Source organism: Variovorax sp. N23, assembly GCF_025486315.1.
In the GTDB taxonomy this organism is placed as follows: domain Bacteria; phylum Pseudomonadota; class Gammaproteobacteria; order Burkholderiales; family Burkholderiaceae_C; genus Variovorax.
On record NZ_JAOOPY010000007.1, the window covers coordinates 218075 to 232174 of the forward strand.

Sequence of the window (14100 nt, forward strand, 5' to 3'; positions counted from 1 at the left end):
CGAGGCTGCAATGGCAAAGCGGGCGCGCCGCCGGGCGGGGGCGTCAGGCGCGAATGCGCGGGGTCAGATGGTCTGGGTGGGGCGGTCCGACGCCATCGAGCCGCCCAGCACTTCCTCGATGCGGGCCTTGAGCTGGCGCGACTTTTCGTCCGCCGGAAAGCGCACGCCGACGCCCGGTGCGCGGCTGCCGGCGGCGCGTGCCGGCGTGATCCAGGCGACCTTGCCGGCCACCGGATAGCGCTGTGGGTCGTCCGGCAGCGTGAGCAGCACGTAGACGTCGTCGCCCAGCCGGTACTCGCGCGCTGTCGGAATGAAGATGCCGCCCTCCGCGAAGAGCGGGATGTAGGCGGCATAGAGCGCCCCTTTCTCCTTGATCGCCAGCTGGATGACGCTGGGACGGGAGGGCGCGGATGTGGCGATGGGCGTGTTCATGGGCGACGGCCCGAGTTTAGGGCGCTTCGCGCCTCGCTCACAAGCGCCTCGAGCATGAGGCCCGGATTGAAGGGATGCTCGGCGGTTCGCGCCGCTGCGGCGAGCGACTTCGACCAGCGGGCCAGCACCATCGGCGAGGGAGCCGGCGGCAGCTCCGCCTCGGCGAAGAATCGCGGTGCGGCGCCAGTGCCCACGGCCATGAGGTCGTGGCAGAGCTTCTGCAGCGCATCGATGGCTTGCGGCGGCGCGTGGTCGCTCAGCGCGCCGACGTCGCCGCGCTGCATGGCCTTGGGCAGCAGCGACCAGGCTTTGGGCGATTGGCCGGTGCGGGCCAGGCGCAGCGCATCGCTCGGTCGTCCGCCGGCCGCGCGCAACAAGGCGGGCGCGTCGGCGGCGGGCACATCGTGTGCCGCCAGCCACGCGATGGATTCGCTGTCCGTCGGCCACGGCAACGTGAAGCCCAGGCAGCGGCTGCGGATGGTCGGCAGCAACTGCCACGCCGCCTCGCTGGCGAGCACGAAGCGGACGTCGCCGACCGGCTCTTCGAGCGTCTTGAGCAAAGCATTGGCCGTGATCGCGTTCATGCGTTCGGCCGGATAGACCAGCACCACCTTGCCGCGCCCGCGTGCACTGGTGCGCTGCGCAAAGCCGACGGCCTCGCGCATCGCCTCGACGCGGATCTCGCGGCTGGGCTTGCGCTTCTTGTCCTCGATGTCGGCCTGCGACTTCTCGTCGAGCGGCCAGCCCAGTTCCATCATGGCGACCTCGGGCATCAGCACGCACAGGTCGGCGTGGGTGCGCACCGCGATCGCGTGGCAGCTCGGGCAATGGCCGCAGGCGCCCTCGCCGCTCGGCTGCTCGCACAGCCAGGCCGAGGCCAGCGCCAGCGCCAACTCGTACTGACCGAGCCCGGACGGCCCCTGCAAGAGCCAGGCATGCGCGCGCTGGCGCAACAGATCGGACAGCGGGCGAACCAGCCAGGGCGACATCGTCGTCATGCGATCAGCCCGCGTTCGCGCAATGCGGCTTCGACCTGCTGCCACACCTGCTCACGCGGGCGGTCGGCGTCGATGCGGACGAAGCGCGTGGCCGCTGCACGTTCGGCATAGCCGGCGGCCACGCGCCGGAAGAACTCGACCGGCTGCGCCTCGAACTTGTCCGGCAGGCGTGCGCCGGCCAGCCGTTCGGCGGCGACTTCCGGCTTCAGGTCGAACCACAGCGTGATGTCGGGCTGGAGCAGACCGTCGTCGTCGGCGGCGCCCTGCCCCGCCTGCGCCCACTGTTCCAATGTCGACAGCACGCCGACGTCGAAGCCGCGGCCCGCGCCCTGGTAGGCGAAGGTAGCGTCGGTGAAGCGGTCGCACAGCACGACGTCGCCGCGCGCCAGAGCGGGCGCGATCACCTGCACGATGTGGTCGCGCCGCGCCGCGAAGACCAGCAGCGATTCGGTCAGGGCATCCATGGGCTGCGACAGGATCAGCCCGCGCAGCGTCTCGGCCAGCGGCGTGCCGCCCGGCTCGCGGGTGCGTGTCACGGTACGGCCGGCGGCGCGGAACAGCGCCTCGAGCGCGTCGATGTGGCTCGACTTGCCCGCGCCGTCGATGCCTTCCAGCGTCAGAAAGAGTCCGCTCATGGTCCGTTGCTCTTCGGTTTGGGCTCGATGCCGCGCTGGTAGCGGTTCACGGCCCGGTTGTGCTCGTCGAGCGAGCTGCTGAAATGGCTGGAGCCGTCGCCGCGGGAGACGAAATAGAGCGACTTGCTCTGTGCCGGCTGCACGGCAGCGAGCAGCGCCGCCTTGCCCGGCATCGCGATCGGCGTCGGCGGCAGGCCGCCGCGGGTGTAGGTGTTCCAGGGCGTGTCGGTCTGCAGATCTTTCTTGCGAAGGTTGCCGTCGAAGGCGGCGCCCAGGCCGTAGATGACGGTCGGGTCGGTCTGCAGCGGCATGCCCACGCGCAACCGGTTCGCGAACACGGCAGCGACCTCCGGGCGATCCTTGGCCTGGCCTGTCTCCTTTTCGACAATGCTGGCGAGGATGAGCGCCTCTTCGGCCGACTTCAACGGCAGGTCGCTGGCGCGCGCGGCCCAGGCGGCTTCCAGCTTCTTGTCCATGGCCCGCATCGCCCGCTGCAGCAGCGCGGTGTCGGTGGAGCCCTTGGAGTAGGTGTAGGTGTCCGGGAAGAAGCGCCCTTCCGGGTGGACGCCGGGGCGGCCGAGCCGGGCCATCAGCGCGCTGTCGCTCTCGCCCACCGTTTCAGGCTTGAGCTGCTCGGCCTTGGCCAGCGCCGCACGCACCTGGCGGAAGTTCCAGCCCTCGACCAGCACCAGGCTGCGGGTCGCCTCCTCGCCGCGCACGAGCATGTTGAGCAAGGTGCGCGGCGTGACGCCGCGCTCCAGCTCATAGCTGCCGGCGCGGATCTGCCGGTCCTGCCCGGAGAAACGGAACCAGGCGTAGAGCAGTTGCGGCGGCACGCGCGTGCCGGTCGCGGCCACGGCCTCGGCGACGCCGCGCGGCGTGGTGCCGGGTTCGACCGACAGGTCGACGCTCGGCGCCGGGAGGTCGAGCGGGCGATGCACCCACCACAAGCCCCAGGCGCCGACACCCAGGGCCGTGAGCGCGGCGAGCAGAAAAAGAGTCAGGAAGAAGCGGCGCAAGCGAAAGCCAGGAAAAAGAGAATGGGCGACGGCGGAAAGTCGCGCCGTGGGCGGTAGCCCTGCGGGCCCCGCGGACGGGCGCAGGCCATGATAATTCAGCGATGACCCCTGCCCTCCCGAATGGTGTAACCGCTCTTGCCCATCTGGGCGTGATCCGCGCCGAAGGCCCCGATGCCGCCAGCTTCCTGCATGGTCAACTGACGCAGGACTTCGCCCTGCTCCAGCCCGCCGAGGCGCGCCTCGCGGCGCTGTGCACCGCCAAGGGCCGGATGATCGCCAGCTTCGTCGGCGTGCGGCCCCGACCCGACCTCGTCCTGCTGGTCTGCAGCCGCGACATCCTGGCAGCGACGCTCAAGCGGCTCTCGATGTACGTGCTGCGGGCGAAGGTGAAATTGACCGACGCCAGCGATTCGATCGCCCTGTTCGGCCTCGCCGGCACGGCACTCACGGCCAACGGGATCGATGCCGCATCGCCGCCCGGCGCGCGCATCGCGCGGCCGGTGACCGATGGCGAGGACGAGATCAGCATCGTTCCCCTCTACCCGGCCGACGGCGTGCCGCGCGCGCTCTGGATGGCGCCCGTGGCCGCGCCCCGGCCGGTCGGCGACGAACTCGACGCGGCACTCTGGCAATGGAGCGAGGTGCGCAGCGGCGTCGCGACGCTGACGACGCCGGTGCTCGACGCCTTCGTGCCGCAGATGCTCAACTACGAGTCGATCGGCGGCGTGAACTTCAAGAAGGGCTGCTACCCCGGGCAGGAGATCGTGGCGCGCAGCCAGTTCCGCGGCACGCTCAAGCGCCGCGCCTACGTCACGACGTCCGATGCGCCGGTCGAAGCCGGCCAGGAGGTCTTCGCCGCCAACGACACCGAGCAGCCCGTGGGCACGGTGGTGCAGGCCGCCCCGGCGCCGGATGGCCGCTGGGCAGCGCTGGTGTCGATGCAGATCGCGGCGCTGGACGCCGGTCCGCTGCACGCCGGCAGCGCGAGCGGCCCGGCGCTGCAGGTCGAGCCGCTGCCCTACCCGCTGCTGGCGGACATCTGATCGGTCAGAGCGGCCGGCGCATCTCGATGTGCGCGATGCCGGCTTCCTCGAAGGGCTCGCCATGGGGCGCGTAACCGAGCCGCCGGTAGAAGGCCTCGGCACTGCGCTGGGCATGCAGCGTCACCGCTTGGTCGCCCCGCGCGTGCGCCGCAGCTTCCAGCGCGCGCAGCACGCTTTCGCCGTGCCCGCCGCCGCGCAGCGTGCGGTGCACGGCCATGCGGCCGATGCGCGCCAGGCCGGGCGCTTCGCGGATCAGCCGCGCCGTGCCGATCACGCGCCCGAGCCGGTTGCGGGCCACGGCGTGCAGCGCGGTCACGTCGTGCTCGTCCCATTCCAGATCTTCGGGGATGCGCTGCTCCTTGACGAACACCGCCCGGCGCAGGCCGCCGGCACCGCTGCCGAGCTTCTGCCAGTCACCGGTCTCGACCGTGGCCATGGGCTCGCCCGCCTCGTAGGCGGCGAAGATCGCGCGCAGCTCGGCTGGCACCGGCCGGGAGGTCTGGGTGGCCGGGTCGGCGAAGACGTAGATCAGCTCGCAGGTCACGAGCAGTTCGTCGCCGCGGAACAGGCCCCCGTGGAAGACGATGGACGAGTTGCCGATACGCACGCATTTCATCGCCACGTCGAGCACGTCGTCCATGCGGGCCGACGCGTTGAACTCGACGGTCGCCTTCTTCACGTACAAGTCGCCGCCGAGCGACGCCATCGATTCCTCGTAGGGCAGCGCCAATGCCCGCCAGTAGTCGGCGATGGCGGTGTCGAAGTACATCAGGTAGTGCGCATTGAAGACGATCTTCTGCATGTCGACTTCGGCCCAGCGCACGCGCAGGCGGTGGAAGAAGCGGAAGTCGCTGCGGTGTTTCAGTTCGGTCATGGGTTCAGGGCTTCAGGGCTTCGTTCAGGGCGCGGGCCGCGTCGGCGTGCGCCTGCAGCGCTTCGGGAATCGCCCGGCCCATCTTGATGAATTCGTGGATCACGCCGCGGTAGATCTCCAGGTCGACCGGCACGCCGGCAGCGCGCAGCTTGTCGGCATAGGCGACGCCTTCGTCCACCAGCGGGTCGGCCTCGGCCAGCCCGATCCAGGCCGGCGCGACGCCGTCGACGTCCTCCGCATTGAGCGGAGCGAAGCGCCAGTCGCTGCGGTCGGCCGGGGTGCGCACGTACTGGCCGAAGAACCAGCTGATGAGCGGCTCGTCGAGCAGCGGTCCGCAGGCGAAGCGCTCGTGCGACGGCGTGTCCTGGTGGGCGGTGGTGCCGGGGTAAAACAGCAGCTGCAGCGCAATCGGGAGGCCCGCGTCGCGCGCCATCACGGCGCACACGGCCGCCAGTGTGCCGCCGGCGCTGTCGCCGCCGAGCGCCAAGCGGCGGCCGTCGAGGCCGAGTGACGCTGCCTCGCGCGCCACGAACTGCACGGCATCCCAGGCATCGTCGGAGGCGGTCGGAAACTTGTGCTCGGGCGCCAGCCGATAGTCGATCGAGATCACGGCACAGCCGCTGCGGCTGGCCAGCACGCGGCACAGCGTGTCGTGCGTGGCGATGCTGCCGACGGTGAAGCCGCCGCCGTGGAAGAAGACGAGCACCGGCAGCACGTCGGCCGACGGCGCATAGAGACGCGCCGGCAGGTGGAAGCCGTCGCGCGCGGGGATGTGGAAGTCCTCGACCCGCGCCAGCGCCGGCTTCGGCACCTCAAGCACGCCGGCGCCTTTCTCGTAGGACGCCTTGGCTTCGGTCGCCGTCAGTTCATGGAAGGGTGGATGGCCGGCGCGTGTCATGCGCTCGACCACGCTCGTCATCTTCGGCGTCAGCATGGGCGGCCTGGTGCCGTGCGCACCGGCGAAAAAGGTGTGCTCGCCGCGACATCGGCAAGGGTTTTGTGCATGGGCAAGATGGGGTCCTGTTGCTAGATTCGCTGGATTCGTTTCCCAAATCGTACAGCCCCCTCCTGCATCGACGCACGCACATGGCCCTCATCCAGTACCTGACCCAGATCCAGTTCGAATTCGGCGCGATCCGCCTGCTGAGCGCCGAGTGCGCGCGCGTCGGCATCCACCGGCCGATGATCGTGACCGACGCCGGCGTGCGCGCCGCCGGCATCCTGCAGACCGCGCTCGACGCGCTGGGCGACCTGGCGGTGTCGGTGTTCGACGCCACGCCGTCGAATCCGACCGAAGCCGCCGTGCGCGCGGCCGTCGACCTGTACCGCAGCGGCCGCTGCGACGGACTGATCGCCGTCGGTGGCGGCTCGGCCATCGACTGCGCCAAGGGCGTGGCCATCGCGGCCACGCACGACGGTCCGCTCAAGACCTACGCGACCATCGAAGGCGGCTCGCCCAAGATCACCGAGAAGGTCGCGCCGCTGATCGCCGTGCCCACCACCAGCGGCACCGGCAGCGAGGTGGCGCGCGGCGCGATCCTCATCGTGGACGACCATCGCAAGCTCGGCTTCCACAGCTGGCACATCCTGCCCAAGGCCGCCATCTGCGACCCTGAACTCACGCTCGGATTGCCGCCGCGCCTGACCGCGGCCACCGGCATGGACGCCATTGCCCACTGCATGGAAACCTTCATGTCGGCCGCCTTCAACCCGCCCGCCGACGGCATTGCGCTCGACGGCCTGGAGCGCGCCTGGGGCCACATCGAACGCGCCACCAAAGACGGCAGCGACCGCGAGGCGCGCCTGAACCTCATGAGCGCATCCATGCAGGGTGCCATGGCTTTCCAGAAGGGCCTGGGCTGCGTGCATTCGCTGAGCCACAGCCTGGGCGGCGTCGACCCGCGCCTGCACCACGGCACGCTCAACGCCCTCTTCCTGCCGGCCGTGGTCCGCTTCAACGCCGGCGCCGAGTCGGTGCAGAAGGAGCAGCGCCTGCAGCGCATGGCGCGGGCGATGAACCTCGATTCGGCCGGCGACCTGGGCGACGCCATCCGCGACATGAGCCGGCGCCTGGGCCTGCCCGGCGGCCTGGCCGAGGTGGGCGTCACGCCCGCGCTGTTCGAGCAGGTGATCGACGGTGCCATGGCCGACCACTGCCACAAGACCAACCCGCGCCTGGCCACGCGCGAGGACTACCGCGAGATGCTCGACGCGTCGATGTAGGACGCTGGGTCGCCGGAGCCGTTCACTCGGCTTTCACGCCGGCGGTCTTGATCACCTGCCCCCACTTGGTGGTCTCTGCGGCGATGAAGGCATCGAATTCCTGCGGTGTGCTGCCCGCCGGAAAGGTGCCCATGGCATCGAGCCTGGCGCGCGTCTCGTCGCTCTTGATGATGCGCGCGACCTCGTCCGCCATCCGCTGCACGACGCCGGGCGGCGTGCCCGCCGGTGCGAGCATGCCGGCCCAGGTGCTGCCGGTGAAGCCCGCGAAACCCTGCTCGATGAAGGTCGGCACGTGGGGCACGGCCGGCAGCCGCTGTTCGCCGGCCACGCCGATGAGGCGGATCTTGCCGGCCCGCGCCTGGTTGATCAGCCCGGTCGGCGCATCGAAGAAGAGCTGGATCTGCCCGCCCATCAGGTCCGTCAGCGCCGGCACGGCGCCACGGTACGGGACGTGAACCATGTAGGTCTTCGTCAGCGCCTTCCACAGCTCGGTCGTGAGGTGCGCCGCGGAGCCGTTGCCTGACGAGCCGAAGCTGATCTTGCCGGGGTTCGCGCGGGCGTAGTCGATCAGCTGCCGGCCGGTCTTGAAGGGGGCGTCGTTGTTCACTGCAGCGAGCAGCGGCGACACGCCCATCAGCGAGACGCCCATGAGATCCTTGCGCGGGTCGTAGGGCAGCTTACCGGCGTAGAGCGAGGTGTTGGCCGCGTACGCCGCGATGACGACGCCGAAGGTGCTGCCGTCGGGCGCCGCCTTCGCGACTGCATCGACACCGATCAGGCTGTTCGCGCCCGGCCGGTTGTCGATCAGCACCGGCTGGCCCAGGCGCTGCTGCAGGCCGAGCTGCACCAGCCTTGCCATCTGGTCGGTGAAGCCGCCCGGCGTGTAGGGCACGACGATGCGGATCGGGCGGGTCGGCCAGGCGTTCTGCGCCAGACTCGGCAGGGCGAGCGATGCGGCGGCGGCCGCGGTGGACAGATGAAAGCGGCGGCGGGTCAGCGTTGAAGAAGGCACGAACGATGTCTCCGTTTGGGGAGCATTCATTCTGGAAGCCGGGCGCCCGCCCATGGCTCGGGGTTTGCCCCGCCTGGGGCCGATCCCGATCGACCCGATCAGGGCGACGGCGCGATCGCCTCGGCGTATTCGTACAGCAGGCCCAGCAACTCCTCGCCGCGCTCGTCGGCCGTCTCGGCCGCGGTGTCGATCTCGGCGAAGAACTGGTCGACGTTGCGGGCACCGCCCTCGCCTTCCAGCAGGCGCGCCGCGCGGTGCGCCTCCCAGCGCTCGGCCTCGTCGGGCGTGAGCGTGTCGCCGAAGTTGCGGGCGCGGTAGCGGAAGAGGATCTCTTCCAGCCGCGGGTCGTCGAAACCGGTGCGCGACAACGCCAGTTCGGCCGGCGACAGGCCGCGCAACTGGTTCAGCCGCCGCCGGTCGGCATTGCCGACGAAGCCGCCGTAGAGGTCTTCGTCGACATCGGGCGCCGCCTCCTTCGGGCGCTCGTACACCTGCGACCAGATCGCGCTCATGTCCGGCAGGCCCTGGGCGATGGCCGCGTGGCGCATGGCAGTGTCGAGGTCGACGTTCCAGCGCGCGGCCATCGCGGGGGCCAGCGTCTTGAGGTTGCCCACCACCATCGGCGACTTGTTCAGGTGGATGCCCTTGATCGGCAGCCGCACCACGCCCTCGGGCAGATCGGCCGTGCGCGTGAAGAGGCGCTGACGCAGCGTGGGCACGTCGATGTCGCGCAGCTCGCTCGGGTCGTGCGCCAGGTCCCAGGCCAGCAGCTCGTTCTTGTTGGTCGGGTGGCTGGCCAGCGGCCACATCACGGCGAGGCAGCCGCGCTCGGCCGGGAACATGCCCGACACATGGAGGAAGGGCCTGGCCGTCTCGCGCGTGGCCGGCAGGCCGAGTTCGCTCGCGACGCGGTCCTTGCGGTGCAGGCCGAAGGCGAAGTCGAACAGCCGCGGCTGCGCGTCGCGGATGAGCCGGGCCAGCGCGATGGTGGCGCGCACGTCCGACAGCGCATCGTGCGCGGCTTCGTGCAGCAGCCCGTTGGCACGCGCCAGGTCGCCGAGCTTGAAGCTGGGCTTGCCGTCTTCCTTCGTCGGCCACTGGATGCCGTCCGGGCGCAGCGCATAGGTCAACCGCACCACGTCGAGCAGGTCCCACCGGCCGCAGTCGTTCTGCCACTCGCGCGCGTACGGGTCGATCAGGTTGCGCCAGAACAGGAAGCGCGTCACCTCGTCGTCGAAGCGGATCGTGTTGTAGCCGACGCCGATGGTGCCGGGCTGCGCGAAGGCGCGCTCGACCTCGGCGGCGAACTGGTGTTCCGGCACGCCGCGTTCCAGCGCGAGCTGCGGCGTGATGCCGGTGATCAGGCAAGCCTCGGGGCTCGGCAGGTAGTCGTTTGCCGGCTGGCAGTAGAGCATCAGCGGCTCGCCCACCTCGTTGAGATCGGCGTCGGTGCGGATGGCGGCGAACTGCGACGGCCGGTCGCGGCGCGGCACGGCGCCGAAGGTTTCGTAGTCGTGCCAGAGGAAGGTGTGGGCGGACATGGTCGCGTCAGAGCAAGGGTGAGGAAAGCCGGGCCAGTGCGTCGCCCAGGCGGCGTGGAAAACTCTGCGGCCGGTTCAGGCGCACGGCGGCGGCGCTGTGCAGGTCGTCTTCAAACTGGGCGGCCAGCGGGCGCGCCAGCGCCGGGCCGTACACCACCGCCATCACCTCGAAGTTGAGGCGGAAGCTGCGGTTGTCGAAGTTGGCGGTGCCGATCATCGCGCAGTGGTCGTCGACCACCAGGGTCTTGGAATGCAGCATGCGCGCCTTGTATTCCCAGACCTTCACGCCGGCGCCGATGAGCTCGTCATAGTACGAGCGCGCGGCGGCGCTCACGATCGCCGAGTCGCTGCGCCGCGGCACCAGCAGCCGCACATCGACACCGCGCAGCGCCGCGCTGGTGAGCGCCATCAGCGCCGGCTCGCCGGGCACGAAATACGGGGTGGTCAGCCAGGCGCGTTCGTTGGCCGAATGGATCGCCTCCACATGCATGCGGTGGATCGCTTCGAGCGGGCTGTCGGGGCCGCTGGTGACGATCTGTGCCGCGATCTCACCGGCGTCCATGCGCGGCAGCATGTCGTCGAGCGACTCGTCGACCATGCGCCGGGCGCTCTCGCCGGTGGCGTAGCTCCAGTCCTCGAGGAAGGTGGTCTGCAGCCAGCGCACCGCGCTGCCTTCGAGCCGCAGGTGCACGTCGTGGTAGGCGTCGGGCCGGGTGCGGCGGTCTTCCTCGTCGGTGATGTTCACGCCGCCGGTGAAGCCGATGCGCCCGTCGACGACGACGATCTTGCGGTGGCTGCGATAGTTGGTCACCGGCCGCAGACGACGGCCGATCTTGGTGTCGTGGAACAGCGCGACGTGGATGCCGGCCGCATGCATCGGCGCCATGAATCGGCGGCCGATGCGCTTGGAGCCGAGCGCGTCGAGCAGCAGGCGCACCGCGACGCCCTGCCGCGCGCGCTCGATCAGCAGGTCGCGCAGGGCGGTGCCGATCCGGTCGGGCTCGAAGATGTAGTACTCGAGGTGCACATGGTGCCGCGCGCTTTGAACTGCATCGAAGATGGCGTCGAAGGTGCGCGCACCGCCGGACAGCAGCTCGATGCCGGTCGCGCTCGACACCGGAATGCCACAGGCCGCCGTGCCCAGCGCCGCCAGATGGCGCAGGGCCGGCGGCGCGTTCTCCCCGGCCTCGTGCAGCAACGCAAGATCGGCCGGCGCCTGCGCAATGGCGCGGTTGCGCAGGCGCTTGAGCCGCAGCTTCTTCAGGCGCTGCGGCCCCAGGAAGTAGTAGACGAGAAAACCGGCGAAGGGCAGCAGCGCGAGCGACAGGATCCAGCTCATCGTCGACACCGGCGCGCGCTTCTGCATCACGATCCAGACCGACAGCACGGCGATGTAGCCGCTCCAGGCCAGGGACAGGCCCGTTTTCCATTCTTGGCTGATTTCGGGAAGGATCAAGAGACAGGTGCCGCGATGAGTGGGGATGGCGCTGGCCCAAAGAAAAAGGCCGGCAGCACGATGCTACCGGCCTTTGAAGGCGGCACGGCCACGTGGGTCACATGGCCGTGCGAAAGTCGGTCAGCCTGCGGCAGCCTCCTCGGCTTCCGGCTTGGCCTTGCCTTCCTTCTTCGGCAGTGGCTGGATGTCGAGCTGCACTTCGTCCTTGTCGTCGAGGTCGACGGTGAGGCGGCCGCCGTCCTGCAGACGACCGAAGAGCAGTTCGTCGGCCAGTGCACGACGGATCGTGTCCTGAATCAGGCGCTGCATCGGCCGCGCACCCATCAACGGGTCGAAGCCCTTCTTCGCCAGGTGCTTGCGCAGAGCGTCGGTGAAGGTCACGTCGACCTTCTTCTCGGCCAGCTGCGTTTCCAGCTGCAGCAGGAACTTGTCGACCACCCGCAGGATGATCGATTCGTCCAGCGCCTTGAAGCTGACGGTCGCGTCCAGGCGGTTGCGGAACTCCGGCGTGAACAGGCGCTTGATGTCGGCCATCTCGTCACCCGATTCGCGCGGGTTGGTGAAGCCGATGGTCGCCTTGTTCATGGTCTCGGCACCCGCGTTCGTCGTCATGATGATGATGACGTTGCGGAAGTCGGCCTTGCGCCCGTTGTTGTCCGTCAGCGTGCCATGGTCCATGACCTGCAGCAGTACGTTGAAGATGTCCGGGTGCGCCTTCTCGATCTCGTCGAGCAGCAGCACGCAATGCGGCTTCTTCGTGACGGCCTCGGTCAGCAGGCCGCCCTGGTCGAAACCGACGTAGCCCGGAGGCGCGCCGATCAGGCGGCTCACGGCGTGGCGTTCCATGTACTCCGACATGTCGAAGCGGATCAGTTCGATGCCCATGATATAGGCGAGCTGCTTGGCCGCTTCGGTCTTGCCGACGCCGGTGGGGCCGCTGAACAGGAAGGAGCCGATCGGCTTGTCGCCCTTGCCCAGCCCCGAACGCGCCATCTTGACCGCCGAGGCGAGCACTTCGAGCGCTTTGTCCTGGCCGAAAACGACGCTCTTCAGGTCACGTTCCAGCGTCTGCAGCTTGCCGCGGTCGTCGTTCGACACGTTGGCCGGGGGAATACGCGCGATCTTCGCGACGATTTCCTCGACCTCGGCCTTGGTGATCGTCTTCTTGCGCTTGCTCGGCGCCAGGATGCGCTGGGCCGCACCGGCTTCATCGATCACGTCGATCGCCTTGTCGGGCAGGTGACGGTCGTTGATGTACTTGGCGCTCAGCTCGGCCGCAGCCTGCAAAGCCGCCACAGCGTACTTCACGCCATGGTGTTCCTCGAAGCGCGACTTCAGGCCCTTCAGGATGTCGACGGTTTCCTGCACCGTCGGCTCGACCACGTCGACCTTCTGGAAGCGACGCGACAGGGCCGCATCCTTCTCGAAGATGCCGCGGTATTCGGTGAAGGTGGTCGCGCCGATGCACTTGAGCTGGCCGCTCGAGAGCGCCGGCTTCAGCAGGTTCGATGCGTCCAGCGTGCCGCCCGAGGCTGCACCGGCGCCGATCAGCGTGTGGATCTCGTCGATGAAGAGCACGGCGTTGGGCCGGTCCTTCAGCGACTTGAGAACGCCCTTGAGGCGCTGCTCGAAGTCACCGCGGTACTTGGTGCCGGCCAGCAGTGCGCCCATGTCGAGCGAGTACACCTGGGCTTCCGCCAGGATCTCGGGCACATCGCCCTGCGTGATGCGCCAGGCCAGACCCTCGGCGATGGCGGTCTTGCCCACGCCGGCCTCGCCGACGAGCAGCGGGTTGTTCTTGCGCCGGCGGCAGAGGATCTGGATCACGCGCTCGACCTCGTACTCGCGGCCGATCAGCGGGTCGATCTTCCCGTCCTTGGCCATCTGGTTGAGATTCTGGGTGAACTGCTCCAGCGGCGACGCCTTTTCGTTCTTCTCGCCACCGCCCTCCTCGCCCTCGTTCGAGGACGATTCGGCGCTGCCTTTGGCGGCTTCCGGCGGATCGCTTTTCTTGATGCCGTGCGCGATGAAGTTCACCACGTCCAGCCGGGTCACGCCCTGCTGGTGGAGGTAGTACACCGCGTGCGAATCCTTCTCGCCGAAGATGGCGACCAGCACGTTGGCGCCGGTCACTTCCTTCTTGCCGTTGCCGGTGGACTGCACGTGCATGATGGCGCGCTGGATCACGCGCTGGAACCCGAGGGTCGGCTGGGTGTCGACATCGTCGGTCCCGGCCACCTGGGGGGTGTTGTCCTTGATGAAATTCGTCAACGACGCGCGAAGGTCATCGACGTTGGCCGAGCATGCGCGCAGAACCTCTGCGGCACTCGGGTTGTCCAGCAAAGCGAGCAGCAGGTGCTCCACCGTGATGAACTCGTGGCGCTGCTGCCTGGCCTCGACGAAGGCCATGTGCAAGCTGACTTCCAGTTCCTGGGCAATCATGTGATTTCCTTCTGCCTTGCTGTAAATAACTTCTCAGATGGGTCGGCGCGCGATTTATTCAACCGGTTCGCTGACGCATTGCAATGGGTGGCCGGCCTGGTGGGCCGCCTCCATCACCTGATTGACCTTGGTGGCGGCCATGTCGCGGGAATACACCCCGCAGATGCCACGGCCGTCGAGATGGATCTTCAACATGATCTGGGTCGCCGTTTCGCGATCCTTGTTGAAGAACTCCTGAATGACGACGATCACGAACTCCATCGGGGTGTAGTCGTCGTTGAGCATCACCACCTGAAACATCTGCGGGGGTGCGGTTTTCTGCGGGCGGCGCTCCAGGACGACCGAATCGCCATCGCCCCCCGCGGGCTTGTGGGCCGGCGGTGTGGCGGGTTTCGAGGGGTTTCGGGTTGCCATGAAATTCATTC

Annotated in this window: 13 protein-coding genes; 2 read left to right on the forward strand and 11 right to left on the reverse strand. The window is 68.9% G+C overall.

Features of this window, described 5'->3' with window-relative positions:
• Window positions 1–63: 63 nt before the first annotated feature.
• The 4 genes from N8A90_RS13295 to mltG are packed head-to-tail and all read right to left on the reverse strand — an operon-like array spanning window position 64 to window position 3084.
• Complete coding sequence (locus N8A90_RS13295; RefSeq protein ID WP_262075384.1) at window positions 64–432, reverse strand: PilZ domain-containing protein; 369 nt, start codon at window positions 430–432, stop codon at window positions 64–66.
• A complete protein-coding gene (locus tag N8A90_RS13300; protein WP_262075385.1) occupies window positions 429–1430 on the reverse strand; it encodes a DNA polymerase III subunit delta' in 1002 nt (333 codons plus the stop codon). Before N8A90_RS13300 ends, N8A90_RS13295 begins: the two co-directional genes overlap by 4 nt.
• Complete coding sequence (tmk, locus tag N8A90_RS13305; RefSeq protein ID WP_262075386.1) at window positions 1427–2065, reverse strand: dTMP kinase; 639 nt, start codon at window positions 2063–2065, stop codon at window positions 1427–1429. Before tmk ends, N8A90_RS13300 begins: the two co-directional genes overlap by 4 nt.
• Window positions 2062–3084 (reverse strand): endolytic transglycosylase MltG, encoded by a 1023-nt coding sequence (gene mltG, locus N8A90_RS13310; RefSeq protein WP_262075387.1) that lies wholly within the window; start codon window positions 3082–3084, stop codon window positions 2062–2064. The genes tmk and mltG overlap by 4 nt, the downstream gene beginning before the upstream one ends.
• Before the next feature lie 101 nt (window positions 3085–3185).
• Between mltG and N8A90_RS13315 the strand changes: the two genes are divergently transcribed.
• On the forward strand, window positions 3186–4127 hold the full coding sequence (locus tag N8A90_RS13315; RefSeq protein ID WP_262075388.1) for a YgfZ/GcvT domain-containing protein: 942 nt from the start codon (window positions 3186–3188) through the stop codon (window positions 4125–4127).
• A gap of 4 nt (window positions 4128–4131) precedes the next feature.
• On the opposite strand, the gene N8A90_RS13320 is transcribed toward N8A90_RS13315, so the two are convergent.
• Together N8A90_RS13320 and N8A90_RS13325 are read right to left on the reverse strand one after the other, a co-directional pair.
• A complete protein-coding gene (locus tag N8A90_RS13320) occupies window positions 4132–5001 on the reverse strand; it encodes a YbgC/FadM family acyl-CoA thioesterase (protein ID WP_262075389.1) in 870 nt (289 codons plus the stop codon).
• Window positions 5002–5005: 4 nt separating this feature from the next.
• A complete protein-coding gene (locus N8A90_RS13325) occupies window positions 5006–5935 on the reverse strand; it encodes an alpha/beta hydrolase (protein WP_262075390.1) in 930 nt (309 codons plus the stop codon).
• 152 nt (window positions 5936–6087) lie between these two features.
• On the opposite strand from N8A90_RS13325, the gene N8A90_RS13330 reads away from it, so the two are divergent.
• Window positions 6088–7224 carry an iron-containing alcohol dehydrogenase gene (locus N8A90_RS13330; protein WP_262075391.1) on the forward strand — a complete coding sequence of 379 codons (1137 nt, stop codon included), beginning with the start codon at window positions 6088–6090 and terminating at the stop codon, window positions 7222–7224.
• Window positions 7225–7246: 22 nt separating this feature from the next.
• Here N8A90_RS13330 and N8A90_RS13335 read toward each other — a convergent pair whose 3' ends face one another.
• The 5 genes from N8A90_RS13335 to clpS form a co-directional block, all read right to left on the reverse strand.
• A complete protein-coding gene (locus N8A90_RS13335) occupies window positions 7247–8236 on the reverse strand; it encodes a tripartite tricarboxylate transporter substrate binding protein (protein ID WP_262075392.1) in 990 nt (329 codons plus the stop codon).
• Between the two features lie 98 nt (window positions 8237–8334).
• Window positions 8335–9777, reverse strand: coding sequence for an exodeoxyribonuclease I (sbcB, locus tag N8A90_RS13340; protein WP_262075393.1), 1443 nt, complete (start codon window positions 9775–9777; stop codon window positions 8335–8337).
• 7 nt (window positions 9778–9784) lie between these two features.
• A complete protein-coding gene (gene cls, locus N8A90_RS13345) occupies window positions 9785–11233 on the reverse strand; it encodes a cardiolipin synthase (RefSeq protein WP_262075394.1) in 1449 nt (482 codons plus the stop codon).
• A 120-nt stretch (window positions 11234–11353) separates the two neighbouring features.
• Window positions 11354–13675 carry an ATP-dependent Clp protease ATP-binding subunit ClpA gene (gene clpA, locus N8A90_RS13350; RefSeq protein WP_262075395.1) on the reverse strand — a complete coding sequence of 774 codons (2322 nt, stop codon included), beginning with the start codon at window positions 13673–13675 and terminating at the stop codon, window positions 11354–11356.
• A 54-nt stretch (window positions 13676–13729) separates the two neighbouring features.
• Window positions 13730–14089 carry an ATP-dependent Clp protease adapter ClpS gene (gene clpS, locus N8A90_RS13355; protein ID WP_262075396.1) on the reverse strand — a complete coding sequence of 120 codons (360 nt, stop codon included), beginning with the start codon at window positions 14087–14089 and terminating at the stop codon, window positions 13730–13732.
• Between the last annotated feature and the right edge of the window lie 11 nt (window positions 14090–14100).